The 26685-nt window shown below is 42.6% G+C and carries 23 protein-coding genes; 18 read left to right on the top strand and 5 right to left on the bottom strand.

Features of this window, described 5'->3' with window-relative positions:
- Positions 1–73 precede the first annotated feature (73 nt).
- On the bottom strand, positions 74–877 hold the full coding sequence (locus ACZ5B7_RS14465; RefSeq protein ID WP_464494297.1) for a cytochrome c oxidase assembly protein: 804 nt from the start codon (positions 875–877) through the stop codon (positions 74–76).
- Complete coding sequence (locus ACZ5B7_RS14460) at positions 864–1367, bottom strand: DUF2243 domain-containing protein (RefSeq protein WP_464494296.1); 504 nt, start codon at positions 1365–1367, stop codon at positions 864–866. The genes ACZ5B7_RS14465 and ACZ5B7_RS14460 overlap by 14 nt, the downstream gene beginning before the upstream one ends.
- A gap of 193 nt (positions 1368–1560) precedes the next feature.
- On the opposite strand from ACZ5B7_RS14460, the gene ACZ5B7_RS14455 reads away from it, so the two are divergent.
- The 3 genes from ACZ5B7_RS14455 to ACZ5B7_RS14445 all read left to right on the top strand — a co-directional run bounded on the left by ACZ5B7_RS14455 (position 1561) and on the right by ACZ5B7_RS14445 (position 5123).
- Positions 1561–2568, top strand: a complete 1008-nt coding sequence (locus tag ACZ5B7_RS14455) for a TAXI family TRAP transporter solute-binding subunit (RefSeq protein WP_464494295.1) — start codon at positions 1561–1563, stop codon at positions 2566–2568.
- A 79-nt stretch (positions 2569–2647) separates the two neighbouring features.
- Positions 2648–3181, top strand: coding sequence for a DUF1850 domain-containing protein (locus tag ACZ5B7_RS14450; protein ID WP_464494294.1), 534 nt, complete (start codon positions 2648–2650; stop codon positions 3179–3181).
- Positions 3168–5123: a TRAP transporter permease gene (locus tag ACZ5B7_RS14445; protein ID WP_464494293.1), complete on the top strand. Its 1956-nt coding sequence runs from the start codon at positions 3168–3170 to the stop codon at positions 5121–5123. Before ACZ5B7_RS14450 ends, ACZ5B7_RS14445 begins: the two co-directional genes overlap by 14 nt.
- Before the next feature lie 67 nt (positions 5124–5190).
- Here ACZ5B7_RS14445 and ACZ5B7_RS14440 read toward each other — a convergent pair whose 3' ends face one another.
- On the bottom strand, positions 5191–6771 hold the full coding sequence (locus ACZ5B7_RS14440) for an acetolactate synthase large subunit (protein ID WP_464494292.1): 1581 nt from the start codon (positions 6769–6771) through the stop codon (positions 5191–5193).
- A 149-nt stretch (positions 6772–6920) separates the two neighbouring features.
- Between ACZ5B7_RS14440 and ACZ5B7_RS14435 the strand changes: the two genes are divergently transcribed.
- The 10 genes from ACZ5B7_RS14435 to ACZ5B7_RS14390 all read left to right on the top strand — a co-directional run bounded on the left by ACZ5B7_RS14435 (position 6921) and on the right by ACZ5B7_RS14390 (position 18090).
- A complete protein-coding gene (locus tag ACZ5B7_RS14435) occupies positions 6921–7574 on the top strand; it encodes a PIG-L deacetylase family protein (protein WP_464494291.1) in 654 nt (217 codons plus the stop codon).
- Entirely contained in the window at positions 7574–8869 is a 1296-nt protein-coding gene (locus tag ACZ5B7_RS14430) for a glycosyltransferase family 4 protein (protein WP_464494290.1), read from the top strand. The genes ACZ5B7_RS14435 and ACZ5B7_RS14430 overlap by 1 nt, the downstream gene beginning before the upstream one ends.
- 14 nt (positions 8870–8883) lie before the next feature.
- Positions 8884–10062, top strand: coding sequence for a carboxylate--amine ligase (locus ACZ5B7_RS14425; RefSeq protein WP_464494289.1), 1179 nt, complete (start codon positions 8884–8886; stop codon positions 10060–10062).
- 31 nt (positions 10063–10093) lie between these two features.
- A complete protein-coding gene (locus tag ACZ5B7_RS14420; RefSeq protein ID WP_464494288.1) occupies positions 10094–11161 on the top strand; it encodes a phosphotransferase in 1068 nt (355 codons plus the stop codon).
- 84 nt (positions 11162–11245) lie between these two features.
- Positions 11246–12184, top strand: a complete 939-nt coding sequence (locus ACZ5B7_RS14415; RefSeq protein WP_464494287.1) for an NAD-dependent epimerase/dehydratase family protein — start codon at positions 11246–11248, stop codon at positions 12182–12184.
- Between the two features lie 93 nt (positions 12185–12277).
- Positions 12278–12727, top strand: coding sequence for a hypothetical protein (locus ACZ5B7_RS14410; RefSeq protein WP_464494286.1), 450 nt, complete (start codon positions 12278–12280; stop codon positions 12725–12727).
- Positions 12728–12823: 96 nt separating this feature from the next.
- Complete coding sequence (locus tag ACZ5B7_RS14405) at positions 12824–13810, top strand: proline dehydrogenase family protein (protein WP_464494285.1); 987 nt, start codon at positions 12824–12826, stop codon at positions 13808–13810.
- A gap of 157 nt (positions 13811–13967) precedes the next feature.
- Entirely contained in the window at positions 13968–14897 is a 930-nt protein-coding gene (locus tag ACZ5B7_RS14400; RefSeq protein ID WP_464494284.1) for a thermonuclease family protein, read from the top strand.
- A gap of 299 nt (positions 14898–15196) precedes the next feature.
- Positions 15197–16192 carry a VanW family protein gene (locus ACZ5B7_RS14395; protein ID WP_464494283.1) on the top strand — a complete coding sequence of 332 codons (996 nt, stop codon included), beginning with the start codon at positions 15197–15199 and terminating at the stop codon, positions 16190–16192.
- A gap of 146 nt (positions 16193–16338) precedes the next feature.
- Complete coding sequence (locus ACZ5B7_RS14390; protein ID WP_464494282.1) at positions 16339–18090, top strand: bifunctional metallophosphatase/5'-nucleotidase; 1752 nt, start codon at positions 16339–16341, stop codon at positions 18088–18090.
- Positions 18091–18170: 80 nt separating this feature from the next.
- On the opposite strand, the gene ACZ5B7_RS14385 is transcribed toward ACZ5B7_RS14390, so the two are convergent.
- Complete coding sequence (locus ACZ5B7_RS14385) at positions 18171–19313, bottom strand: acyl-CoA dehydrogenase family protein (RefSeq protein ID WP_464494281.1); 1143 nt, start codon at positions 19311–19313, stop codon at positions 18171–18173.
- Between the two features lie 148 nt (positions 19314–19461).
- Here ACZ5B7_RS14385 and ACZ5B7_RS14380 point away from each other — a divergent pair, with 148 nt between their 5' ends.
- Positions 19462–20526 carry a tellurite resistance/C4-dicarboxylate transporter family protein gene (locus ACZ5B7_RS14380; protein ID WP_464494280.1) on the top strand — a complete coding sequence of 355 codons (1065 nt, stop codon included), beginning with the start codon at positions 19462–19464 and terminating at the stop codon, positions 20524–20526.
- A gap of 1164 nt (positions 20527–21690) precedes the next feature.
- Here ACZ5B7_RS14380 and pepF read toward each other — a convergent pair.
- Positions 21691–23508: an oligoendopeptidase F gene (gene pepF / locus ACZ5B7_RS14375; protein ID WP_464494279.1), complete on the bottom strand. Its 1818-nt coding sequence runs from the start codon at positions 23506–23508 to the stop codon at positions 21691–21693.
- Positions 23509–23755: 247 nt separating this feature from the next.
- Here pepF and ACZ5B7_RS14370 point away from each other — a divergent pair, with 247 nt between their 5' ends.
- The 4 genes from ACZ5B7_RS14370 (at position 23756) to ACZ5B7_RS14355 (ending at position 26665) form a co-directional block, all read left to right on the top strand.
- Positions 23756–24133, top strand: a complete 378-nt coding sequence (locus ACZ5B7_RS14370) for a CidA/LrgA family protein (RefSeq protein ID WP_464494278.1) — start codon at positions 23756–23758, stop codon at positions 24131–24133.
- A complete protein-coding gene (locus tag ACZ5B7_RS14365) occupies positions 24117–24806 on the top strand; it encodes an LrgB family protein (protein WP_464494277.1) in 690 nt (229 codons plus the stop codon). The genes ACZ5B7_RS14370 and ACZ5B7_RS14365 overlap by 17 nt, the downstream gene beginning before the upstream one ends.
- Positions 24807–25015: 209 nt before the next feature.
- On the top strand, positions 25016–26167 hold the full coding sequence (locus ACZ5B7_RS14360) for a lactate 2-monooxygenase (protein WP_464494276.1): 1152 nt from the start codon (positions 25016–25018) through the stop codon (positions 26165–26167).
- 12 nt (positions 26168–26179) lie between these two features.
- Positions 26180–26665: a PaaI family thioesterase gene (locus ACZ5B7_RS14355; protein WP_423802434.1), complete on the top strand. Its 486-nt coding sequence runs from the start codon at positions 26180–26182 to the stop codon at positions 26663–26665.
- The last annotated feature ends 20 nt before the right edge of the window (positions 26666–26685 follow it).

Genomic DNA, 26685 nt, shown 5'->3' with positions numbered 1-26685 from the left:
AAGTGTTTTGCTTTCTGAAGCCGCCGTCACACGAGGGCGGCTTTCTTTGGCTAATAAGAAATTATAAGTGCAACTACGCCTCTGTCTTCGCCCTTAGGGGCTTGCCAATCGGCGAGTTTTCTTTATACCACTGATAGCAAAAAATAACGACAATAATAAGATCAATTGCATCGCCTCCATAGTACATTAACATACCCCCTAACTCAGCCTGCTCTGCAGATACTCCTGCAGGAGGATGGGCATAGATGTACTTGGAAAGGATTCCGTGTCCGGCAAACGCCGTTACCATCACAATTCCACGGTATATAAAGCTTCTTCGATGCGGTATTGGATCAAAATAAACAAGCGCGGAGGTAAATACATATCCTCCAAGAAAGACATGTAAATGGACTGCCACGTAAACAAGGGGGTGTTCATGCATAGTCATATAAAGGTCACTTGTATAAAGAACCCAAAGTCCTCCCACGTTTATCAGAGATGCAACAACCGGATCACTAAGAAACAGAAAATACCTCTTTTTTAAAAAGGTAACAAGTCTCCGCGCAGCATTCACGTTTAATGTTCGTAAAATTATTGTCATCGGAGCCGCTAATACCATTAATAAGGGAGCCAGCATCCCCAAAAGCAGGTGGCTGAGCATATGTGCTGTAAAATCCTGATGGGCCCGCATAGCTAAGGGTCCGCTAACCGCGGCAACAGCACAACATATAGCAAAAACAAAGAAAAATGTCCGGTTCAACGGCCATGTTTTTTTACGAAATTTTAATAGGGAAACTGCTAACAGATACAAAAACAATACCAGCACGAGCGGCAATAAAAGGACAACCTGTAAAAATGTATCGTCCAAATAATGAGTAACATGATTATTGGATTGCATTTTCTGTCATTTCTCCTGAAGGCAAAGATTTTCTCCGTGCCCGGCGTAGAAGAATGAAGCCTGCGATTATAATCATTATTGCCAGAACGTTCCATACGATGTCATAGGGCAATATTTCAACGTTATAGCGAATCTGGTGAAGCTTCAACAGTTTGTGCTGTACGATGCCATCATATAGATTAAATAAACCTGCACCGAGGCACATACCTGCTAACCATCTTGTTGTCTCCCATGCGTTCCGGCGGCGCAGATCTGCCACCATAAACAATGCCCCTACAGTCGAAATCCAACTAAACGCATGAAAAAGTCCATCAGAAACCAGACCAATTCCAGTAGTGGATTTGTCATAGAAGTGATGCCAGTGGAGAAGCTGATGAAAAAAAGTCTCATCTATAAATGCCACCAATCCAATACCAAACAGGAAGCCCGACCAGACATTTCGAGTAGAATAAACTTCTTGCTTATTTTTTTGTTTTATCGTTCGAGCCATATTACCAACCTCGTTTAATTAACTGTTATTTATAACAGTCCATTTTTTTCTATTATTACTTTATCCGAAATAGAATAGCCATAATCAAGAATTAGGACTAAAGAACTAATTTAACCATAAATGACAAGTTTCCTCCTTCTACTTAATAAAGATAGTTACGACAGACAGAAAATTTTTAAAGGGGGATCTACAATTGAAAAAGAAAACGTTTCTTCTCTCTATGATTTTTGTTGTGGTCATGTCTATGATTCTGGCAGCATGCGGTTCCAGCACGAAGGAGGAGGAAGAGACCACAACCGGGACAAGCGGCGGTGAAAAATCAGAAGAAAAGCCAAAATTCATCAGTATTTTGACCGGTGGAACAGGCGGGACCTATTATCCACTGGGCGGTTCTTTTGCCAAGATTATTAAGGATGCCACAGGAATAGAAGCAAACGTTGAGACTTCAGGAGCTTCCGCAGAAAATATGAACACCTTAAAAAATGGTGACGGAGAAATTGCTTTCACCCAGACCGATATTGCGGCTTATGCTGTTGAAGGTAAGCTGATGTTCAAGGAAAAGGTCGGAAATATTAAGGCTATTGCCACCCTCTATCCGGAAACCATTCAAATTGTCACGACTAAGAAATCAGGTATCAAATCCATAGCAGATTTGAAGGGGAAAAAAGTTTCTGTGGGAGCACCAGGTTCCGGAACAGCAGCAAATGCAGAGCAAATTCTCGAAGTCCATGGCCTTAGCTTCAATGATATTCAAAAGCAGGACCTTTCCTTTGATGAATCTACCCAAGGAATTCAGGACGGGACAATTGATGCAGCATTCGTAACGGCAGGTACGCCAACCGGAGCTGTAGAGAGCCTATCCGCGACAGAAAACGTGGTGATTGTCCCGATTGCCCAGGATAAAATCGACACGCTGATTAAAAAGTATCCATACTATATCAAGGATGAAGTCCCATCCGGAACTTATGGGCTTAGTTCTGTGGTTTCTACTGTAGCTGTCCAGGCCATGCTTGTAGCAAGAAGTGATCTGTCAGAGCAAGTCGTATACGATATCACGAAAGCCATTTTTGAAAATCTCGATAAAGTGACCCATGCCAAAGGGAAGCTCATTAAAGTGGAGAATGCCCTAAATGGGGTAGGGATTGATGTCCATCCGGGAGCAAAAAAATACTTTGATGAGAAAGGCGTCAAGGCCCAATAAAACTATCTTGTTCACAATTATTGACCGGCTCTGGCATACGCTAGCCGGTCTCGTTTTCTTCATTATTTAAGGAGGAAAAATGAAAATTAATAAAATAGCACAAATATTCATCGTGCTAGCTACTTGCTTATCTATCGCTATGCTTGTAATAGCACTCATTCCACTCCGGCAGGCGCTTGTGTTCACACCGGTTCATTCAAGTGCCAAAGCCGCTTTTATTCTAGTAAACAATGAATCCACCTTTCAAATTAAGTACACCCATTCGATCCACCTGTCTGACGTAGTGGAAAGCTACAAAATCACCGCTGATCAGCAAATTCAGCAATATGAATTAGAGTATGAGGATACATCAATCGGAATGCCGGCAAATGCCGATAAGGGAGAACGTTTTGAACAGCTCAACGGAAAGTATTACATCAAGAACATGAAACGAATTTTCCCATCCTTTTATTTGCGAATCGGACAGGTCCGGGCCAATCACCGCGTCATTTTTAATCATAAGGAATATCCTTTAGCGCATACCATTAAACCGGGAACAGTCGTTAATGTAGAAATACGGAAACTGAATATATTTCAAATTTGGAAAGGAGTGAACATCCTTGAGTACTTATGAAGAAGCACTGTCTGAAGAACAACAGCAGGAGCTTTTAGAAAAATACGACCCGGAAGCAGGAGCAAGAAAGCTGAAGGGCAGGATTGGCTGGATTGTGTTTGCCATTCTGTTGGCCTTTTCTTTATTTCATCTCTATACAGGAATTTTCGGAGTGTTAACTGCCCAACTGCAGAGGTCTATTCATTTAGGTTTTGCATTAGCGCTTATTTTTTTACTTTTTCCGGCCAGTAAGAAAAAACGTGGGAAAGAGCATAAGGTTGCTTGGTACGATTATATTTTAGCTGCCATTTCAGTCGTTGTTGGCGCTTATTGGCCGCTCATGATCAATGACTTGGTGTTACGGGCTGGTATGCTTACTGATCTAGACTTTTATGTAGGTTTAGCAGCAATTGTATTGGTGTTGGAAGCAACCCGCAGAGCGGTTGGTCTGCCCATCGCGATTATTGCGATAGTTTTTTTGGTGTACGCACTTTTCGGTCCTTACATGCCCAGCTTTTTAGCGCACCGCGGCTTGGAACTGGACCGACTCGTGCAAACGATGTTTTTTACAACAGAAGGCATATTGGGAACACCGATTGCAGTGTCTGCTACCTACATCTTTTTGTTCTTATTATTTGGTTCTTTTTTAATTAAAACAGGAGTGGGCGAATACTTTAACGATTTGTCGATTGCGATTGCGGGACGAAGTGTCGGCGGGCCGGCCAAGGTGGCGGTTTTCTCAAGTGCCTTGCAGGGAACAATCAGCGGTAGTTCTGTCGCCAATGTAGTAACGTCTGGGGCCTTTACAATCCCGATGATGAAAAACCTTGGTTATAAAAAGGAATTTGCCGGGGCAGTTGAGGCAGCCTCATCAACCGGGGGACAGTTGATGCCGCCGGTAATGGGGGCAGCGGCCTTCCTCATGGTCGAGTTTATCGGAAACGGGATTTCTTACTGGGACATTGCTAAAGCTGCGGCGATCCCAGCTGTCCTGTATTTTACCGGAATTTGGATTATGACTCATTTCGAAGCTAAGAAAATCGGCCTTCGCGGGTTGACAAAGGAAGAGATGCCAAACCGGAAAGAAGTATTCAGCAAGCTTTATTTATTGCTTCCTATTGTTGCCATCGTTCTGTTGTTGATGTCCGGGATGAGTGTAATCCGCGCGGCTCTTTGGTCAATCGTTATTACCGTGGTGGTAAGTGCGATTAAAAAAGAAACCAGAATCGGTTTTAAAGGAATCATCGACGCGTTGGCAGATGGTGCGAGGTCGGCCCTCGGAGTGGCCGCCGCTACAGCAGCCGCCGGTATCATTGTTGGGGTGGTGACGAAGACGGGGCTGGGCTTGAAAATGGCGAATGGCTTGCTCGATTTATCCGGTGGATATTTGTTGCCGACTTTATTTTTGACAATGATCGCTTCTCTGATATTGGGCATGGGTTCTCCAACGACGGCCAACTATGTCATCACCTCCACGATTGCCGCACCAGCCATCATTTTATTAGGGGTCCCAGATTTATCAGCCCATTTATTCGTGTTTTATTTCGGGATTGTCGCCGATATCACACCGCCAGTGGCCTTAGCTGCGATGTCTGCAGCGGCTATATCGGGAGGTGAACCATTCCGGACAGGGGTGGAGTCAACTAAACTGGCGATCAGTGCATTTATCATCCCGTATATGTTTGTGCTTTCACCGGAATTGCTAATGATTAATACAACCTGGACTTATGTGATTTGGGTGGTCTTTACGGCGTTTATCGGGATGATTGCCATCAGTGCAGGTGTAATTGGTTTTTGGATGAGAAAAATGCACTGGTTAGAACGAATTGTCGCCTTGATTGCCGGTTTATGCTTAATTTATCCGGAAAAAATAAGCGACATTGTCGGGCTGGTGGCGTTCGCGCTTTTATTCGGCCTACAGGTAATGCATAAACGAGGAAATGCTGAGAAAACAAGTGCCTAAACATAAGGCGGTTCCACCAAAAAAATCTAAGGTGGAGCCGCCTTTTTATATCCCGTCATGGGTTACTTCAGATGGAAACATCAATCAATACGATTTCCTCTGAGGCAAGTGCCTCTTTAAAAACTTTTTCAAAATACGACAACGTTTCGATCCGGAAACCTTTAATGCCGAAGCTATCGGCCAAATGGACAAAATCAGGATTCCCGAAGGTAAGGCCGTAGTTTTCTCCAAACATTTTGTTCATAGTTTGGACTTCAAGCTTAAGCATTGAGTCGTTTAAGACAATGATGATAAAAGAAAGGCCTAAACGCTTGGCGGTTTCGATTTCGGAAATATTCATTAAAGCTCCGCCGTCTCCGGTAATACAAATAACCTGGTCGGAAGGGGAGGCAAGCTTCGCGCCAATGGAACCCGGGATGGCAATCCCCATTGAAGCCAGCCCATTTGAGATTATCGTTCTATTCGGCTTTTTAGGCTGATAGGTTCGGGCAATTGCAACTTTATGGGCCCCTACATCGGAAATCACAATTGCGTTTTCGTTGGTGCATTTTTCAACTATATGAAGAATGTTTTCGATCGTTAAATTCGAATCGGTTTGCTCTGTTTGATAAGCTGTTTTTATTTTTTCCTGAAGGCCGCCTGATGGGGCCCATGTTTTGTGCGGAAGCTTTTGCTGCACAAGCATTTCAAGTGTTTTCTTGATATTTCCGGCCAATTCAGCTTGGACTGGGTAATACTCATTTACTTCTGCCGGAACTGTATCAATATGGACAACCGGCAGCTTTTTCGGATTCCAGTCCTTTGGCAATTTTTCAACAAAATCAAACCCTATGACAATGAGGAGGTCTGCCTCTTCTAGCCCAGATAAAACTTCGTCCTGCTCATTAAAGCCAAATGTAAAATATTGCTGAGGGTGATCTTTTGGCAGCACCCCTTTGGCCATAAAACTATGTGTGACTGGGGCATCGAGGGCCTCGATAAAGGAGAGCAGTGCGTCCCCAGCATCCTGACGGATGACCCCGTTTCCGACAATGACAAATGGCTTAAGATGATTTTCAATAAGGCGGACGGCATATTTTATCGCCACCATATCAGGAACCATATCTGGAATCGGCGGCACCGGCAGAGGTTTGTTTGGGATCATCTGCGCTGCCAGATTTTCCGGGAGGGTGACCACTACAGAGCCGGGTTTTTCTAATTTTGCCGTTCTAAAAGCTTTTCGGATTGCAGTTGGAAGGGATTGGGACTCCAGAATTTGCGTGCTCCATTTTGTGACCGGTTCAAACAATTTGACGATGTCGACAAATTGATGGGATTCCGGATGCTGCCTATTCAAGCCCGCCTGGCCGACAATGGCCACGACCGGTGAATGGTCGAGCTGGGCACTGGCAATACCAGTTATTAGATTGGCGGCACCGGGTCCAAGAGTGGACGTACAAACACCAGGTTTATTAGCTAACCTCCCATAAACATCTGCCATAAAAGCGGCACTTTGTTCGTGCCGGACATTTACAAACTGGATCTGCTCCGATTTTGACAAGGATTCCGCAAAATCCAGCGTTTCCTTTCCGACGATTCCAAAAATATATTCCACACCTTCGTTCTCCAGGCATTGTACAAGCACATCCGTTACTTTCAAATCATTCATCTCCCCAAAATTTTTTCATACTCTAGTTTTTACCAAATAATGTCCAAAAAATCTGCCCGTTTTCATTGTTCCTGAACGGGTGTCCCTGTCCCTGATACGCTTTTTACATATAATTACAAGAAAGCATTTTTATAAGGTGAGGTGGAACAGTGAATCAGACAGTTCTCGTGGTTGCAGCACATCCCGATGACGAAATCCTCGGAATCGGCGGAACGATAAAAAAATTAATTAATCACGGCTATAAGGTTGTAACCGTTGTTGCTGCAAAAGGGAGGAAGGAAGAGGAGAATCATATCAAGCCCTTTATGCAAAAAGCAAATGAACAACTAGGGGTGGAAGAAACCGTTTTTTTAGAAATGCCGAACCTGTTATTAGAAATGATGCCCTTGCACGAACTTAATAAGGAAGTGGAAAAACTAATCGCCCAATATGACCCATGCATGATTTTTACCCATCATTATGGTGACCTAAACCGAGATCATCAGGTTTTGTTTCAAGCGGTCCTTACGGCAGCCCGGCCGCTGCCCGGCAGGCGACCGATAGAGATTCTCTGCTTCGAAACAGTTTCCTCGAGTGAATGGAGTCAGCACACAAATGACAAGGAATTTAAACCTAATTATTTTGTTGATATTTCCGATACCATTCATGATAAAATCAGTGCCCTAAAGCATTATGATGTAGAAATGCGCCCTTATCCTCATCCACGTTCTTATGAGGGAGTCACTTATTTGGCTCGAGTCCGCGGGATGACGGTCGGTGTCGAATATGCCGAAGCATTTGAAATCATCAGGAGGGTTTGGTAGTGACTAAAGAACAAAAAAATGAACCACCCTCCACACAAATCTTATTCCCGCAGCTCATCACTCAAATGGACAAATATTATGGATTAACAGAACAACTGGAGGATAATGGAAAAAGGTGTCAAACACCTTCTTCCATAAGTTCTCAAAATGATAAATTGCGTATTTTAATGACAACTTTTTGGGAATATCCGTTTGTGGGGGGCTTGCAAAATTATATTGAGGCTTTGAAGAGCGGGCTTGAGGAATTGGGGCACCAGGTCGATGTTTTGAGCCCGAATCAATTTCCAAGGGATGAAGTGAAAAAGCTTCGGTCTGAGATTACTGAGAATGCAAAACAATTTTTCATTAACCGTTATGGGAGTTATAATCAAAAAATTTTAAGAAATTATTGTGATTTATCTGTTTTTGAAGCTTTGGCAAAAAGTGTGGATTTAAAAGAATACGATATTATTCATTCGCAAGACCGGTTTACTGCACTGGTGATGGCAAAATTAAATCAGAAATATAACAAACCACTATTATTCACTCCGCATGGTTTTATGACCCAGCGCCGCTTAAAGTTCAATCTAATTGAAAAGGGATCGTTAGAGGAATTCTACTTTTCTGAAATTGATAGACAAGCCGTAATAAACGCCAGTCATATCGTCATCTTGTGCGAAGTATTCAGGCCTCTTTTGCAAAATCTAGGAGCAGAAGATGAAAAGATGACGACCGTTTATACCGGTATCCAATTTGAAAGAGTGAAAGCGGCGAAACAGCGGGACAGCGTCGTGATTACCTGCGTTTCCCGTCTTCGCCCGCGCAAGGGCCATAAATATTTATTCGAGGCACTTGCCCTTCTTAAGAAAAAACTAGGAAATGTAGAAGTCCGTATTGTCGGTGACGGGGAGATGCGGGAGGAACTCGAGAAGCAGGTTCAGGACCTTCAACTGAAAAATGTTATATTTTTGGGGAAGAGAACCGATATTCCGGATCTTTTAAGCGAATCTGACATCTTTGTGTTACCAACGACAAGTGATACTTTGCCGATTTCAGTCATTGAAGCGATGTTTGCCAAGCAAGCCATTTTAACAACTGATTGCGGCGGCATTCCTGAGATCATCCGTGATGAATATTCCGGACTGATAGCAGAGCCCGCCAATTCTAAACAGCTCGCCAAAAAACTACTTAGGCTCGTAAAGAAACAGACCTTAAGGAAAAAATTGGCGAGGCAGGCACGGAACTATGCGAAAAAACAATTAACTGTGAATTCTATGGCTCTAAAAATAGCTGGAATCTATCAATCTTTATTATGAAAGGAGGGAAACGTGTGCATCACGATATCCCTGCCGTTGTACTTGATATGAGTGCCACCGGAATCGGTATCGTCAGAAGCCTGGCCCAAAAAGGAATTAAGGTTTACGCGTTTGACACTTTAGGAAAATACAAAATTGGCAAAACGCGGCATGCCGTTTGTGGCGCCTGTCCGAATCCGGTGACGGAGGAAGAGGAGCTGCTATATTTTCTCTGCCAAGTTGGACTTAACTTTTCTCAGAAAGCGGTCATGTTAGCAGGCTCAGATGATTATGTTCATTTTATTTCAAAAAATAGATACGTTTTATCGCAATACTATCGTTTTTTATTGCCAGAGCACTCTCTGATCGAAGCCGTCCTCGATAAACGTCTCACCTATGAATTAGCCGTTAAATTCGGAGTTCCCTGTCCAAAGACTTTTATCGTAAACGATGAGCAGCAGCTAGAACAAATTATCGGGCAGCTGATCTTCCCCTGTATTTTAAAGCCTGTTCATTCCTCTCATTTTCGCTCTAATATCGACCACAAGCTTTATAAAAAAGCCATCTTGATTGAAGATGCCGCTCAGCTACAAGAGGAATATCTTTTTTATCGTCAATTTGGAGAGCTAATGATTCAAGAAGCCATACCAGGTGAAGAGAATGCTATTTTCTCCGTTAAAACCTTTTTTGATAAGAAGATGGATTTAAAGGGTCTGTGGATGAATCAAAAGCTCCATCAATTTCCGCCGCACTTTGGCTCTTCGGCATTGGTCGTCAGCAAAAGGGAGGAGGAAGTCATCGAGCTTGCTGTACCCTTTCTAAAGTCAATTGAAATGAAAGGATTGGCCATTGCTGAGTTTAAGAAGGATCCTAGAGACGGAAAGTTTAAATTCATCGAAATTAACCCAAGAATCGGCTTGACTCAAGGCTTATCGATAGCTTGTGGGGTTGATTTAGCCTATTTATATTATTTATCACTTACGAATCAAGATCCGGAGCCGGTCGTAGTGCAGAAGGATGGAATCAAATGGGTTTACTTTGTTCGTGATTTCTTGTCCTTCCGGCAAAAGAAAAAACTTGGCGAGATGACATTTTTCGAGTGGCTGAAGGGTCTTTCCGGGAAAAAAGTCGAGGCGCTGTTCAAGTGGGACGACCCGCTTCCGTTCTTTCGCAGCTTTGTCTCGCATCTTCGAAATTTATGGGGTAGGCACTAAAAAATTTACCAAAAAAGGGGTGATTTTTCCTTTGACCAGTAAGGAAGAAATTCTCAGCCAATGGCAGCACTATCGCTGGGAAGAAAAGTTTGCGGGCGTTCTTCAAAAACCCGTCACCTTAAGTGAAATAGAATGTTTGAAGAATTCACGGGATAAAACAAGCGTTTGGAAACTAACCTTAAATTCGGGATCAAAAACCGTTCCGGTCATCCTGAAAATTTTTCAGCAACCGCTAAAAGAAAACCACCTGGTAGAAATGAATATGTATCGTAAAGCCTATCCTGTCTTTCAGGAAATGATGCCGAAAATGATTTGGCTCGAGTCTGATGTAAAGGACGGTGAATTCTGGCTGTTCACTGAATGTTTGGAGCCCATTCGGGGTCAGATTAAGCTGAGACCTTATCACCTGGAACGGATGATTCCAACGGTGGCAAAATTTCATGCCCTTACTTTCAAAAGCCCTCTTTCGGATAAGCAGGCGACGTTATTTGATTCTTGGCTTCCCCGTTATGAGTCTAAGGAGTTGACTGCGGAGAGAATCGAGCATATTGAAAAAACAAAGGAATACCTGGATTTAGCCATGAAAGATCCAGATTTAAGAAAAGTGGTAGAGCCCGCTTATGATATTATTAAAGTCATTTTGGGAAGAGGGCCATTATTTTTCCCTGAAGTGATTGAAGCGGGTCAGTGCCTCATCCACGGTGATCTTCATATTCACAATATTTGCTGTCAAGACACGAGTGATGAACATAATTGGCCTGTTCAATTAATTGATTGGGAGTCTGCCAAATACGCACCTTGCTGGTATGATCTTGTTGTACTTGTTGAACTGCTTATTGATTTCCGCGCCGATTGGCATAAGAAGGAAGAGGACATTCGCAGCCGCTGTGTAGACATTTACAACAAGGAAATGGCAAAGTACGGAATTGTCTTTCAAGAAGATCCTGTTAAGCTTTTAAAAATGACTTATTTGCAAAGGGTTTTGGAAAAAAGATTGCTTAATCATTTACGAAGGGTGTTAAACGGAGAAAAGAGCCTCCTTTTAAAAAGATACCTTGAGAAAATCGTGGTTTGGGGTAAGGAGCTCGATTTATATTAGGTTTGTTATTGAAAATAAGGGGGATCATTTTCTGATGAGAAAGAAGCAAGACAGTCTCGCTGAACTGGATGGCAGTGAGTATAAATGAAAGTACTGGTAACAGGTGGAGCGGGGTTTATCGGCTCTCATGTTGTGCAAAATTTAGTAAAGTCCGGCCATGATCCGGTTGTGGCCGATAATTTATGTACAGGTAGTCTTGAGTTTGTGGAAAAGGATGTCCCCTTTTATAAGGTAGATATAACCACGCCGCAGATCGAGACAGTTTTTGCAAAGGAACGTCCGGATGCAGTTATTCATCTAGCGGCACAGGTGGATGTGGCCTATTCAATTCAAGATCCGGCGGGGGATTCCAGGCAAAATATCCTCGGAACGATTCAGCTTTTGGCCAATAGCCAGCGATTTGATGTGAAGAAGTTTATTTTTTCCTCTAGCTGTGCTGTTTACGGGAAACAGGATGATGTAAGTATAGAGGAGACATTCCCTGTTCAGCCTTTATCCTATTATGGAATCTCCAAATATTCCTCGGAAATGTATATCAAAGCCTTTAACAGTTTGCATCAACTTCCCTATACGATATTGAGATATGCCAATGTGTACGGACCCCGGCAAAGCACAAAAGGGGAAGGCGGGGTCATTTCGATTTTTGCGCAAAAGGTTCTTCAGGGAATTCCTCCCTTTATTTATGGCGACGGGGAGCAGACAAGAGATTTCGTCTTCGTGAAAGATGTTGCCGAGGCTAATGTGCTTTCGCTTAACAGTGGTACGAATGAAACCTTTAATATTGGCTGCAATACAAAAACTAGCATCAATGAACTCTATCAATCTATCTCCAAGCTTACCTCTAAAAAAATCCAACCAATCTTCTCGCAAGCCCGCAGTGGAGATATCCTCCACAGCTGCCTTAACAACTTCAAAGCAAAGTCACTTTTGGGCTGGGAGCCAAAATATGAACTTCATAGCGGTCTAACCGAAACACTAAATTATTACTTGAACACAAATGAAAAAGGTTCATTTGGTGCCTGAACATCGCCTCCTAAAATGGGGGCTTTTATTTTTTAAAAATAAGTGCAACACTATAGGCAAACAGACTTAAGCTATTTGAGGGCAGGGATGAAAATGATTTTTACGAGCATCATAATCATTATCTTATTAGTATATTTTTTAATTGTACGACCGCTAACCAGCCGAAACCGTCCACAAATCATGGAGCCTCCACACAGAAATTACTACGGACGGCAGGATAATTACCCTTCTGGGGGCGGAGGTTTTGGTCGGTTTGGAACCTTCGCAGGGGGCATGGCGGCAGGCGCTTTATTGACCTATCTTTTTGAGCAAGGCAGAATTGGCTTTGATCAATTTCAAACCATGCAGCATCTTCAAGACCATGAAATCATGCAGCAGTTGATGGACCAAAATATTATCCAAGAAGATGAAATTGAACGACTCCAGGAAGAGCTAGGGGATGACACTAACCAGGATTACGATTATGACAATGCGGACAACGATGACCAGCAGGATGATTATGACCAAGGAGATTATGACAGCGGTGACGATAATTGGGTATAAGCTAGATTCATTTTGAATTTTCGCAAAATAAGTTTTATTGGAAGCGTATGCTATAATATTTTTGTAAATTGAATACAACAGTAAAAGGGAGCAGTCATGATGTTAAAAGATATATTTATGAGTCTATCGCAAAATCAATTCCTTAATAGTACTGCCAAAAAGTACGGCTTGAAGATGGGAGCACAAAGTGTTGTTGCGGGAACAAATATTGAGGAAGCAATAAAGAGTATTAAGGACCTCAACGCCAACGGAATCTCCTGTACTGTTGATAATTTGGGAGAGTTTGTATTCAAAGAAGAAGAGGCAGCAGCTGCTAAGGAACAGATTCTTAAAGTTATCGAAGCAATACATAGTAATAATGCCGACGCACATATCTCTTTAAAACCGACTCAACTTGGGTTAGATATTGATTATAGTCTTTGCTTAAATAATGTCAGAGAGATTGTCGACAAGGCAAATCAATATAACATGTTTGTCAATATCGACATGGAGGATTTCAAGCATCTTCAGCCAACGTTTGATCTATTAGATGATCTTTCTTTAGAGTATGATAATGTCGGTACCGTTATCCAGGCTTACTTCCATCAGGCAATGGATTATCTTGAAAAATATAAAAACTATCGGATTCGCCTTGTAAAAGGAGCCTATAAAGAGCCAGCAGAGATTGCCTATCAGGACAAAAAGGATATTGATGCCAACTATATCAAGTTGATTGAATGGCACCTATTAAACGGCAAATTTACATCAATTGCCACTCATGACCATCGAATTATCAATCATGTGAAGGAATTTGTTAAACTGAACAATATTCCTAACGATAAATTTGAATTCCAAATGCTGTATGGTTTTAGAAAAGAGCTACAGTTAAAGTTGGCAAAAGAAGGCTATAATTTCTGTACGTATGTCCCATTTGGCAACGACTGGTACGGCTATTTCATGCGTCGTCTTGCAGAAAGACCGCAGAATTTAAATCTTGTGGCCAAGCAAGTATTCAATAAGAAAACAAACACGATTCTTGGTGTTGCGGCTGGAGCTTTTATTTTAGGACGTGTGACAAGAGGCAATAACAATAAACGTAAATAATGAACTACAAACTCTCATTTTCAGGAATGAGAGTTTTTTTAGCTAATACACGCATTTACATGGTAAATATAAGTAAATCCAAAGAAATTTTTCATGAAAAATGATATAGTAAACTAGTTGAATAGTTCGGTTTGTTTTTAAAAAGGAGAGAAAAGCTTTGGAAAGATTTAAGTGGAACCCTGGTTGGGTAATTGTCATTTCCGTCATCACTTCATTACTGTTGGGAGCATGTTCTAACGATCCTACATCTAAGGAAACGAACAAAACAAAAGTAGATACGGTTTCAAAGGAAACAACAGAAAAGAAGGCTGATGTTGAAGTAAAAGAGTCGGCGCAACCAGCAGAAGCCGGGAATAATAGCGATCCTGTTACTGAGCCCAAGCAAAGTCAAGAGGAGCTTGCCAAAAGTCTAGGCTTAGAACTTGTTACTGTCGGCAGGGTTGTAGATGGTGATACGATTGTCACTTCAGACGGAAGAAAAGTTCGCTTTGTTGGGGTTAACACTCCGGAATCGACGACTAGACATGAAGTTTACGGTAAAGAAGCCAGCAATTATACGAAATCGAAGCTTGAGGGAAAACAGGTTTGGCTGCAAAAGGATGTATCCTCAACCGACCGCTATGGACGCTATTTACGGATTATCTGGATGGGAGTACCGACAAATGATATGGATGAAGCGGAAATCCGCAGCAAAATGTATAACGCTGATTTGGTCTTAAATGGCTATGCGGAACCCTCCACATATCCTCCGGATGTGAAATACAGTGAGTTTTTTGTAAAATTTGCGCGGGAAGCACGGGAAGCGAATAAGGGTCTTTGGTCATATGGCGCAGATGGAACGACGAAGGGGGATCTGGACGGAAGTTCTACTTCAAAAAGCAGCGGTTCCTATTCAACAGGGAGCAGCACGTCTACAGGTTCTACTTCGAGCGGAACTGATGCAAGCACATCAGCAGGGACTAATTCTGAGATTTTCCAAAATTGCACTGAATTGAGGAAGGTGTATCCAAACGGTGTTCCTGCCGGCCATCCAGCTTATCAAGCGAAAATGGATCGAGATAAAGATAATTATGCGTGTGAGCAATAAGGCGGCAGGGCGGTTATTTTTCCCGGTCAGTTCTAAAAAGTCATCTTTTGATGGCTTTTTTTGTTTTTAAGTCAGACAAACGGACAAAATTCGACATTGCCTTTGTTTTATAATAATAAAGGACTGGATAATAATCCCTGTTTTCTCATTACATATTTTGTCGGTTAATAAGGTCATTTGAAGCAGATTGGGAAATACCTAGTCATGTTGACATGTATTCCGGAATAGGATAGTTCAGTAGGTCTCAAATATGGCGTTGATAAGACAGCTAGATCAAGGATAAGAGGAGAAGTTGCGTAATGGGAAAGTGGAAGTGGGTCGTGCCAATTTGTTTAATTGGTAGTTTTCTAGGATTGGCCGGCTGTGCTGAAAAAATGGTCAAAGAGAACACTGGCCCAAAGGTGACAGAACCGGCCAAACCGCCTGCTAAAACAGGAGAAGAAAAACCTCAGAAGGAAGAACCAAAACCAATTATAGTCAATGTTATTGATCCAAATACTAAGGAAACTATTAGAACGTTTACGCCAAAGGAAATAGGCTTTGAAATAAATAAAGAAGCCTATCAAAAAGAACTTGAAAAATGGGCGAAGGATTTGGCAAGAGGAACTGAAGCGAAACCGGGATATGATCAGAAGATGGTTCTCGATAAAATCGATGCCAATGGTCAATTAATTAAAGGTAAACCGCGGATTATCCTTGAAGAATCTGAATTGGTGGAAAAAATAATGGCGGCATCTGTTGCAGGCGGGGAAGTGGATCTGCCAATTTATGTGACAGAAAGCGGCTACAAGCCTGAAGATATTGCTGGTTTGGGAGAAGTAGTATTGGCATCGTACTCGACATACTTTGATAGTAGCGTGGCGGGGCGCTCCAAGAATATCGAGCTATCAGGAGAAGCCATTGATAATGTGATTGTTGGTACTGGAGATGTTTTTTCCTTTAATACAACTGTCGGGCCAAGTGATGCTGCTCATGGCTATCAGCCCGCAAAGGAAATCGTCAATAAGAAGCTGGTCGATGGAATTGGCGGCGGTATCTGCCAAACGTCTTCAACATTGTTTAATGCCATTGACAAAGTAGGTGTGCAATATATTGAATGGAATCACCATTCACTTTCGGTTGGCTATGTCCCTCCTGGCCGTGATGCCACTGTCTCCTACGGTGGTAAAGACTTTCAATTTCAAAACACTACAGGTGTGCCATTATTAATCAAAACCCTTTACGGTAAAGGAAAATTAACCATTGAAATAAGAACATCCGCAGCCTATCAAACCCTTTATGCACAGGGACATTAGGTGTTTGTGGTGTCATACATCTATATCCTTATTGGATAAAGATATATGACACCACTTTTTTATTTGGTTAATTTTTAAATGCATATTCCTTCTATACGGAGAGAAAAATAGCTTTGGTTTGTTAGAAAAATATAGGAGGAAATGGAATGAAATGGATAAATAAGATGTTCGTTTTTGTTATTGTTCTTTCCTTGATGGGCTGGGCGGGAAACTTACAGGTCTCCGCTCAAGGGACGGAGGGTCACCAGCATCATGAACTAATTTCTGAAACACATAGTGTTGAGACAGTGAGACAGAATCAAGGAGGAAACGGCGACCAAGGTTTGTCTGAAAAGTATCATGGACATATTTCAGACCGTCCGGAAACAAAGCAGAAAAAAACGAAGCCGCCTGCGCCGAGTCAGCGCTATATTCCCATTCAGCTTTTGGGAATCAATGATTTGCATGGCCAGTTAAACGTAACCCGTAAGGTAAACGGGAAACCTGTCGGACGGGCTGATTATTTAGCGGCATATTTAAAGCAGCGTACAGCAGAAAACAAAAACACCCTGCTTGTCCAGGCAGGTGATATGGTCGGAGCAAGCCCGCCCGTTTCCGCGCTTTTGCAGGATGAACCGACAATAGAGTTTTTAAACCGAATGGGATTTGATATTGGAACGGTTGGAAACCACGAATTTGATGAAGGAGTAAATGAACTGCTTCGGCTTATCCATGGCGGCTCCCATCCGAAAACAGGCAATTTCGCAGGATCCCAATTCCCTTGGGTGGTCGCCAATGTCATTAATAAAGAAACAGGCAAAACGATCTTGCCGCCTTACCAAGTAATGAAAGTAAACGGAATGCCAATCGGCTTTATCGGAGTTGTCACAACGGAAACTCCAACCATTGTGGTACCAAGCGGTGTAGCAGGTTTGCAATTTACGGATGAGGTTGAAGCTATTAATAAAAACGTTGCAGAATTGAAAAAGCAAGGTGTCAAAGCCATCGTTGTTTTAGCCCATAATCCGGGTACTTCCGGTCCAAATGGAGAAAACCCAACGGGCCAGCTGGTCGATATCGCCAATCGTGTTGATGACGAAGTGGATGTGATTTTTGGCGGACATAACCATGCCTATATGAATGCCACAATCGATAATAAGTTAATAGTTCAAGCCTACTCTTATGGAACGGCTTTTTCTGATGTCGATATCGAGATTGATCCTAAGACAAAGGATATTGTCACAAAAAGAGGTGAAATTGTGACAACATTCCAGGAGGGAATTGACCCAGATCCTGATATAAAACAAATGATTGAAGGATATGAATCAAAAATTGAACCAATTGTAAACCGTGTTGTTGGTTCCACGTCCGAACCATTAACAGCCAAGCAAAACGAAAATGGTGAATCGGTTCTCGGCGACTTCATTGCCGATGCCCAAAGACAGGCCCTAGGAACGCAAATGGCATTTATGAATCCAGGCGGGATTCGCGCAGATTTTGATCCAGGGGATATCACATGGGGCGAAGTGTATACGGTTCAGCCATTTAATAATGATATGGTGAAAATGGTAATGACAGGTCAGCAAATTCGCAATTTGCTTAACCAGCAGTGGACAGACTCGAAAATGACCATGCTGCAGATTTCCGGGATAACCTATACTTGGGATTCCACGAAACCTGTAGGCCAACGGGTAGGAATTATCAAGCTTGCCGATGGAACGGAACTTGACCCTAATGCTTCCTATACGGTAGCGGCCAACGTCTTCCTTTCTGGCGGGGGAGACGGTTTCACAGAATTCACTAGGGCAACCAATAAAGAGATTGGTCCGGTCGATTTAGATGTTCTGGTGAATTACATTCAGGCTCAGCCAAAACCATTCACCTACAGCAACCAAAATAGGATTCAGAAGGTTAAATAATTAATCGAAGCTTTGCAATAAAAAAGGGCGCTGATTTAGAAAATCAAAGCCCTTTTTTCTATTGACTCTAAAAACCATTCTTAAACCCCAAGAACCATTTTACTTAAATTTGATCTCATCACGTCATTATTGCCAAAATGGATCGTCAATGCACGGGCATCCCGGTAATATTGTTCGAACGGATATTCTTTGGAATAGCCATACATACCGTGTAATTGAATAGCGCTATCAATGATTTTTAATGCCTTTTCCGTGGTATTGATTTTGGCCTGAAACACGGTTGGAATCGGTCCTGGTTTACTTGTATCCTTGTCACGGGCAGCTTGGTATAAAAGGCTTCGGGCTGCTTGAAGCTCAATCAGCATATCAGCAAAGCGCATCTGAACTGCACCCATTTCTCCTAGTTTTTGCCCGAGGATTTGACGCTCCTTGAGATAAGTCTTTGTTTCATCAACGGCAGCCTGGGCTAATCCTAAAGCGATGGCTCCCGCCCCTAAAGCAGCCAATCCGCCTGCCACACCCATTACCTGAAGACCGGATCCAATTGATCCTAGCAGGGCATCACCTGAGAGGCGGCAATTTTCGAAAATTAATTCTCCTGTTGGGAGGGCGAGCATCCCAAGTTTATCCTCCAATTTTCCGAAGGTAAATCCAGGTGTGCCTTTTTCGACTAAAAACATACTTAATCCAGGTTGGCCTGATTCGTTTACCGTTTTCGCCATCACCAAATAAACATCTGCTGAGCCTGCACCACTGATAAAGGTTTTTGTTCCATTTAAAATATAAGAATCCCCGCTTTTAACAGCAGATGTTTGAATTGTAAATGGGTTCGAACCCCCACCTGATTCTGTTCCAGCAAGGGCGCAAATCCATTCTCCCCGTGCCAGCGGCTTTAAGTATTTTTCCTTTTGTGCGGGAGAACCAATAGCAAGAATGGCTAATGAAGCAGCCAGATGTGTGTTGAATAGGAATGCTGTGGAAGGGCAAGCCCTGCCGATGGATTCCATCGTAATAAGGAAACTGTATGTATCTGCACCTGCTCCTTCAAAAACCGGCGGCAGCATTAATCCCATCAACCCTTGTTTTGAAAGAAAGGAGAAAATTTCAGCTGGAAAAGCTCCATTTTGATAAAATTGTTTAGATAAAGGTGCTATTTTTTCAACTGCCAAATCCTTCACCATTTTTTGGAGTTGAGTTTGTTCATCAGAAAGCAATAAATTCATATCTCTAAAACCCCTTTCGGTATCCTGAATTTTCAATCTATTGCCAGTATATAGAAGGGACCGCTATTGTTCTATGAGCTGTATCACAGAGGTCAAAAAAATGTTATTGTTATAGTAGGGATATTTTTGCATCATAGGAGTGGGTAAGATGATAAATTTTATCAAGCAAACAGCGAAAACGCTTTTTCCCGGGTATTTTGCTGTGGTAATGGCTACCGGCGCATTATCGATCGCCGCCTTTTTGCTTGGAATGAAACTAATCTCGATAGCTTTGTTATATGTTAATGTGGTGGCGTATATTATTCTGTGGTTCTTAACATTGATCCGGTTATTTAAATATTTTCCTAGTCTTAGAGCAGACATCTCCAGTCATACAAAAGGACCCGGTTTTTTTACCTTAGTCGCAGGGACCAGCGTCCTCGGAAGCCAGCTTATTATCGTTGAGAAGAATTATTCAATCGCGGTCTTTTTATGGTACCTTTCCATATTTTTGTGGATTTTGGTCATGTATACATTTTTCGCAGCCGTAACCATACGAAATGATAAACCTTCTTTGGCAGATGGGATTAACGGCGGTTGGTTAATTGCGGTTGTGGGGACACAGTCTATTTCTATTCTCGGCACCTTGCTTTCCCCGCATTTAGTGGCAGGGAGGGATATGGTTTTATTTTTTACTCTATGCATGTACTTTTTGGGATGTATGCTATACATAAACATTATAACTCTCATATTTTATCGATTTACTTTTATAGAATTGAAATTCTCTGCTATGACACCGCCTTATTGGATTAATATGGGGGCAGTTGCTATAACAACCTTGGCAGGTGCTACATTGATTCTCAATTCACAAAATTGGTCATTTCTCGTTGAAATAACGCCATTTATTAAGGGATTTACCCTATTCTTTTGGATTACCGGTACTTGGTGGATACCGCTCTTATTCATTTTGATGGTATGGAAGCATTTATATCATCGGGAACCAATAAACTATGACCCGCAATTCTGGGGAATGGCCTTTCCGCTTGCCATGTACACGCTTAGCACATTTCAACTTTCGAAAGCCCTAAAGGTGCCATTTTTAACCGTTATTCCGGACATTATGGTCTATATCGCGATGGGGGCATGGGTGACCGTTTTTATTGGACTTATTCATCATTTGTATCGCCACATTAAAACCAATCATAACAATACGGGTGTTGGGCATGGTGCCTAACACCCTATGGAACTCATAACACCCGAAGGTCCGAAGGAATAGAGCCCCGGGCGTTATGAAGAGCTCATAACTCCCGAATGCCCGAAGGAATCAGAGCTCCGGTCGTTATGAAGAGCTCATAACTCCCGATCGCTCGAAGAAATCAGAGCTCCGGGCGTTATGAAGAGCTCATAACTCCCGAACGTACGAAGAAATCAGAACTCCGGGCGTTATGAAGGCACTTATAACTCCCGATCGACCGATGGAATCAGAGCCCCGGGCGTTATGAAGGGATCATAACTCCCGAAGGCCCGAAGAAATCAGAGCCCCGGGCGTTATGAAGAGCTCATAACTCCCGAACGCACGAAGAAATCAGAACTCCGGGCGTTATGAAGAGCTCATAACTCCCGAACGCACGAAGAAATCAGAGCTCCGGTCGTTATGAAGAGCTCATAACTCCCGAACGCACGAAAGAATCAGAGCTCCGGTCGTTATGAAGGCACTTATAACTCCCGATCGACCGATGGAATCAGAGCCCCGGGCGTTATGAAGAGCTCATAACTCCCGAACGCACGAAGAAATCAGAACTCCCGAACGCACGAAGAAATCAGAACTCCGGGCGTTATGAAGAGCTCATAACGCCCGAAGGCACGAAGAAATCAGAGATCCGGGCGTTATGAAGAGCTCATAACTCCCGAACGCACGAAAGAATCAGAGCTCCGGTCGTTATGAAGGCACTTATAACTCCCGATCGACCGAAGGAATCAGAGCCCCGGGCGTTATAAAGGGATCATAACTCTCGATCGACCGTAAAAATTAGAGCTCCGGTCGTTATGAAGAGCTCATAACTCCCGAAGGCACGAAAGAATCAGAGATCCGGGCGTTATGAAGGCACTTATAACTCCCGATCGACCGATGGAATCAGAGCCCCGGGCGTTATAAAGGGATCATAACTCTCGATCGACCGTAAAAATTAGAGCTCCGGTCGTTATGAAGAGCTCATAACTCCCGAAGGCACGAAAGAATCAGAGATCCGGGCGTTATAAAAGATTCATAACATCCAACGGCTGAAAAAATGGGAACTCCAGTGGTTATGAAATTCAATCATTTACATAAAAGGCAAAATGTCCGCCTCAGGTGGACATTTTGCCTTTTGCCTTTTTGCGGTGCTAAAACCCAATCCTTTTATTCGTAAGACCGTTCCAGTTCCTCGATTAGTGAGCCAACATAAGCTACCGCTTTCTTGATTGGTTCCGGGCTAGACATGTCGATACCAGCGTGTTTAATCAGCTCTAATGGTTTCATGGTTCCGCCAGCGCGAAGGACTTCGAGCCATCTGTCAACTGCAGGCTGTCCTTCTTCCTGGATAATCTGGGCCATGGCCGTGGAAACAGTCAGACCCGCGGAGTAAGTGTACGGATATAAGCCCATATAATAGTGCGGCTGGCGCATCCAGGTCAGGCGGGCACCTTCATCAATCACCACCGTGTCTCCCCAGAACTCGGAAAGAACTGTGCCAGTTACTTCTGTTAATGTTTTCGCAGTCAATGCTTTGCCTTTTTCGGCCAAGGCATACACTCTACGTTGATACTCAGCCTCGAGCAGGTGAGTGACAAAATTATGATAGTAAGTTCCTAATAACTGTAAAATAACCCAGCGGCGCATCTGCTTATCATCTTTGTACTTAGCCAATAAATGATCCCCCAGCAACATTTCATTCATCGTTGAAGGAGCCTCAACAAAGTACATCGAAGGACGGACATTCATGATTCGTTGATTCTTATTCGCCAAATAGAAATGTCCCGCATGGCCGAACTCATGGGCAAGGGTAAAACAGCCGCGCATGTTATCCTGCCAAGTAATCAGGATATATGGATGTGCCCCGTAAGGACTTGAACAGAAGGCCCCGGTTGATTTGCCTATATTGTCCGCACGGTCGACCCATCTTTCATTAAAACCTTTTTCAATTACTTCACAGTATTCAGGTCCCAGGTCTTTCAAAGATTCCAAGATTACCTGGCTGGCTTCTTCAAAGGTGGTACTTGGATTGAAATCCGGATCGAGCGGTGCTTTCAAATCACAGAAAAGCATTTCATCAAGACCCAAGACTTTCTTCTTCAAAAGTGCAAATCTGCGCATGTGCGGAGCCAATTCTTTAAAAATGATATCAATCTGATTGTTATACATTTCAAGCGAAACCTGCTGAGGCTCTAGGAGCATGTGAGTGACAGATTCATAATTGCGTAAGCGGGCAAGTGTAACTTGCTTTTTCACCTCTGTCGAATAAGTAGCTGCCATTGTATTCGTGTACTGTTTAAGCGTCGAAACAAAAGACTTATAGGCTTTACGACGAACACTTATATCTTCCGAAAACTCATAGCGGCTTTCAAAAAGGGCAAAAGAGACTGGCAGTTCCTTTCCGTTTGAATCTTGAATTGTTGCAAAGTCCATATCTGCCAATTTTGTCATTTGATAGATTTGATAGGGGGCACCATGAACATCTCCAAGTGCAGCAAGCGCTTCTTCGGTTTCTGGTGAAAGCCGATGCTTTTTCGTTTCTAAAAGCTCATTTAAACTTTTCCAGAATGGTTCCAAACTAGGCTCTTCTTGAAAAAACTTTTCAAGGGTTCCTTCTTCAAAATCAAGGATTTCCGAATTGATAAACGATAGGGCAGCAATACTCTTTGTCCGTAATAAAGCAAATTTTGCGGAATTGGCTTGGTTTTCCGAATCTGACCCGTCAGCCGATTGCTTTAAGTTCACATATGTCCAAGCTTTGATAATCCGCATCGAATGCTGCTCCTGTGCTGACAGGCAATCCAGCAAGGCTTTAGAACTTGTATGTAAAGTACCCTTAAACTGATCGAAGAAGGCAATCTCTTTATCTATTATGTCTAACTCTGCTTCCCATGCCTCTAAGGATGGGAATAAATCACTGAGATTCCAAGTGAAATCCTCGGGTACTTCGGACCTGCTCAGCCGTTTTTCGATTGTTTTATCCATACATGTATTCCCCCTAAAATATTTAGCTTCCCTAAATTTTATCATATGATTTACCTTAAAATTTAATCAACTTTATTTTATAGAAAAAGTTAGGATATCTCACAAACATCAGCTCTGATTTAAATTTCAGTGTTAGAAAACCTTACAAATTTGCAGAATGTTCCTTCACTATATGCCATACTAGCATTATTAAAACGATTCCTGCTCGTTAAACGATAAAAATGAGCTGACAGGAGGGTGGGAACCGATGGTTAATTATTTTGTTCAATTCATCACAATCCTTTTGATTTATCTGATTGGAAATGGATTGGTGCGCTGGCTTGATCTTCCTGTTCCTGGGAGCATAGTCGGAATGGCCCTTTTATTTCTCGGTTTGACCTTAAAGGTCTGTAAACTTAAATGGGTCGAAGCTATCGCACAGCTCCATATCAAACATATTACACTTCTTTTTATTCCTTTTGCTGTCGGGGTGTGGCACTATACTGGTATCTTTCGGATCGAAGGATTAAAACTGACTGCAATACTCGCAGCCAGCAGCATCGCAGTATTGCTTGTTACGGCGGGAATGGCAGAGTTTTTCGAAATCAAAACAAAGAGGGGGAGGCAAAATGGAAAAAATGATTGAAAGCATCCTTTTATGTACCGCTGTCACGGTAATTAGCTACCTAATCGGATTGAAAGTTTTTAAGAGATATCAAAAGCAGTGGTTAAACCCTTTATATACCGTTACAGTTTTCATCATTTCGATGATTTCGTTGTTCCACTTAAATATGAAGGATTATACTTCTGGTTCTGGGGTGTTCTCCCTGCTTTTGGGAACAGCCACTGTTTCATTGGCTATTCCTTTATACAAACATATCAAGCTAATAAAAAAATACTTTTTGGTCATTCTATGGTCAGTCCTGTCAGGTACAATAACGGGTGTGGCGACGGTTGTGTTTTTGACCAAGTTGCTCCATGTAAATAGGGAAATAATGATTACCCTCATTCCAAAATCAGTTACTGCACCCATTGCACTTTCTATTTCGCAATCGGTTGGAGCAAGCTCTTCACTAACCTTGATGTTTGTTCTGTTTTCCGGTATTTTATCCCTTACTATTGGACCTTCTATGTTAAAGTACGCGCGTATCAAAAGTGGAATTGCCAGAGGCTTGGCATTGGGAACTTCTGCGCAGGCAATTGGGGCCAAGAGGGCATTTGAGTGGGGAGAACTCGAAGGTGCAATGGGAAGCATTGCTATGATTACCGCTGCCATCATTATGTCTGTATTCGCTCCTTTAATCCTTTATATTTACTGAACAAGATTGACATTTTGTAAATTAAAAGAAGGAAGATACTCAACTTCCTTCTTTTTCTATTTCTATTAATAACAAAAATGTTTTTATAATATTTCGTCAACTCGTTGACCAAGCTATTTTTCCAATGATATCATGACATTGTAAACGTTTTCGATAAACATTATTTTAAAAAAGCATTTAATTAAAAATTCATAGGGGAGGAAGTAAAAATGAGTTTCGGTAATCACGTCCAATTCAAGGTTTATCAGCAGTACGAGAAAAATATCATTCCGGTATCTTACGAAGAGCTAGAGGCAAAGGCGAAGGAAAAGCTAGAAAATAAGCCCTATTATTATGTAGCTGCTTCAGCGGGTGCCGAAATCACGGCGAAGCAGAATAACAAGGCATTTGAAAAATGGCAAATTGTCCCTAGAATGCTTTGCGATACATCTTCTAGAGATTTAAGCATTGAGCTATTCGGCAAAAAATTGGCTTACCCAGTTTTGTTGGCACCAGTTGGGGTTCAGTCTATTGTCCACTCTGAAGGTGAACTCGCAACAGCAAGGGCAGCGGCGGCCATGGATGTTCCATTCATTGCAAGTACAGCCTCTACATACAGTTTGGAAAAAATAGCTGGTGAGATGGGAATAACTCCCCGCTGGTATCAATTATATTGGAGTAAAGATAGGGAAATTGCAGCGAGTATGGTGAAAAGGGCGGAAGCTGCTGGTTATGATGCGATCGTCATCACCTTGGATACACCGATGATGGCATGGCGTGAAAAGGATATTGAGAATGCCTATCTGCCTTTCTTGGAAGCACAAGGAATTGGCAATTATTTAGAAGACCCAGTTTTCTGTTCTCGATTAGAAAAATCACCACAAGAGGATTTGCAAGCGGCTATCATGCTGTGGGCAAGGGTTTTCGGCAATCCGACTTTAACTTGGGAGGACTTGGAATTCATTAAAGCGCAAACCTCCTTACCAATTCTACTGAAAGGAATATTACACCCTGAAGATGCAAGGCTTGCAGTAGAACATGGAGTAGATGGAATCATCGTCAGCAATCACGGCGGACGGCAGGTCGACGGTGCCATTGCGGCAATCGAGGCGTTACCGGAAATAGTCGATGCTGTACAGGGAGAAATTCCTGTCCTGATGGATAGCGGGATTCGAAGAGGATCCGATATTTTAAAGGCATTGGCTATAGGAGCAAAGGCAGTTTTGGTCGGACGTCCATATATGTACGGTTTGGCTCTAGCGGGTCAAGACGGGGTTAAACAAGTTTTAAGAAACCTAATCGCCGATTTTGACTTAACACTTGCTTTATCCGGTAAACGCTCTGTGACTGAATTAAATAGAGATTTGTTAAAAAGTGTTTAGGGGGTAAGCAAAATGGAGGAATTAGTGATAAACGCAATTCAGGATGAATATCCGGATGATTTTGCCTGGTGTTATGGCTGCGGCCGCTTAAATGAAGCAGGTCATCACTTTCGGACCGGCTGGGACGGGGAAAAAACCGTTACCACCTATACCCCAAAACCTGAACATCTAGCGCTGCCGGGTTTTGTTTATGGAGGGCTTGTTGCATCCTTAATTGATTGTCATGGTACGGGTTCAGCAGCTCTTGTCCTGCACCGGAAAAATGGCCATGAACCGGGGGAAGGGGCTGAACCGCCTCGTTTTGTCACGGCATCCTTAAATGTCAATTTTATGAAGCCAACTCCACATGGCATACCATTAAAAGCGGTGGGCATAGTGGAGGAGATTCACCCTAAGAAATTTAAGGTGACAACCGAAGTTTTTGCAGATGAAACTCTATGTGCAAAAGGTGAAGTTGTTGCAGTTGTCATGCCTAGCACATTTGTGCAAAAGGGGTAATAAATAAAAAAAGCAGTACC

The organism is Neobacillus sp. S1115 (genome assembly GCF_055385565.1).
The sequence above is the reverse complement of the archived record's forward strand: the minus strand, read 5'-3'. Positions and strand labels throughout refer to the sequence as shown.

Excerpts from the sequence above, each read along its gene's own strand:
- ACZ5B7_RS14465 (WP_464494297.1), bottom strand. The coding sequence starts at position 877 with ATGCAATCCAATAATCATGTTACTCATTATTTGGACGATACATTTTTA.
- ACZ5B7_RS14460 (WP_464494296.1), bottom strand. The coding sequence starts at position 1,367 with ATGGCTCGAACGATAAAACAAAAAAATAAGCAAGAAGTTTATTCTACT.
- ACZ5B7_RS14450 (WP_464494294.1), top strand. The coding sequence starts at position 2,648 with ATGAAAATTAATAAAATAGCACAAATATTCATCGTGCTAGCTACTTGC.
- ACZ5B7_RS14440 (WP_464494292.1), bottom strand. The coding sequence starts at position 6,771 with ATGAATGATTTGAAAGTAACGGATGTGCTTGTACAATGCCTGGAGAAC.
- ACZ5B7_RS14415 (WP_464494287.1), top strand. The coding sequence starts at position 11,246 with ATGAAAGTACTGGTAACAGGTGGAGCGGGGTTTATCGGCTCTCATGTT.
- ACZ5B7_RS14410 (WP_464494286.1), top strand. The coding sequence starts at position 12,278 with ATGATTTTTACGAGCATCATAATCATTATCTTATTAGTATATTTTTTA.
- ACZ5B7_RS14405 (WP_464494285.1), top strand. The coding sequence starts at position 12,824 with ATGATGTTAAAAGATATATTTATGAGTCTATCGCAAAATCAATTCCTT.
- ACZ5B7_RS14395 (WP_464494283.1), top strand. The coding sequence starts at position 15,197 with ATGGGAAAGTGGAAGTGGGTCGTGCCAATTTGTTTAATTGGTAGTTTT.
- ACZ5B7_RS14390 (WP_464494282.1), top strand. The coding sequence starts at position 16,339 with ATGAAATGGATAAATAAGATGTTCGTTTTTGTTATTGTTCTTTCCTTG.
- ACZ5B7_RS14385 (WP_464494281.1), bottom strand. The coding sequence starts at position 19,313 with ATGAATTTATTGCTTTCTGATGAACAAACTCAACTCCAAAAAATGGTG.
- ACZ5B7_RS14380 (WP_464494280.1), top strand. The coding sequence starts at position 19,462 with ATGATAAATTTTATCAAGCAAACAGCGAAAACGCTTTTTCCCGGGTAT.
- pepF (WP_464494279.1), bottom strand. The coding sequence starts at position 23,508 with ATGGATAAAACAATCGAAAAACGGCTGAGCAGGTCCGAAGTACCCGAG.
- ACZ5B7_RS14370 (WP_464494278.1), top strand. The coding sequence starts at position 23,756 with ATGGTTAATTATTTTGTTCAATTCATCACAATCCTTTTGATTTATCTG.
- ACZ5B7_RS14365 (WP_464494277.1), top strand. The coding sequence starts at position 24,117 with ATGGAAAAAATGATTGAAAGCATCCTTTTATGTACCGCTGTCACGGTA.
- ACZ5B7_RS14360 (WP_464494276.1), top strand. The coding sequence starts at position 25,016 with ATGAGTTTCGGTAATCACGTCCAATTCAAGGTTTATCAGCAGTACGAG.
- ACZ5B7_RS14355 (WP_423802434.1), top strand. The coding sequence starts at position 26,180 with ATGGAGGAATTAGTGATAAACGCAATTCAGGATGAATATCCGGATGAT.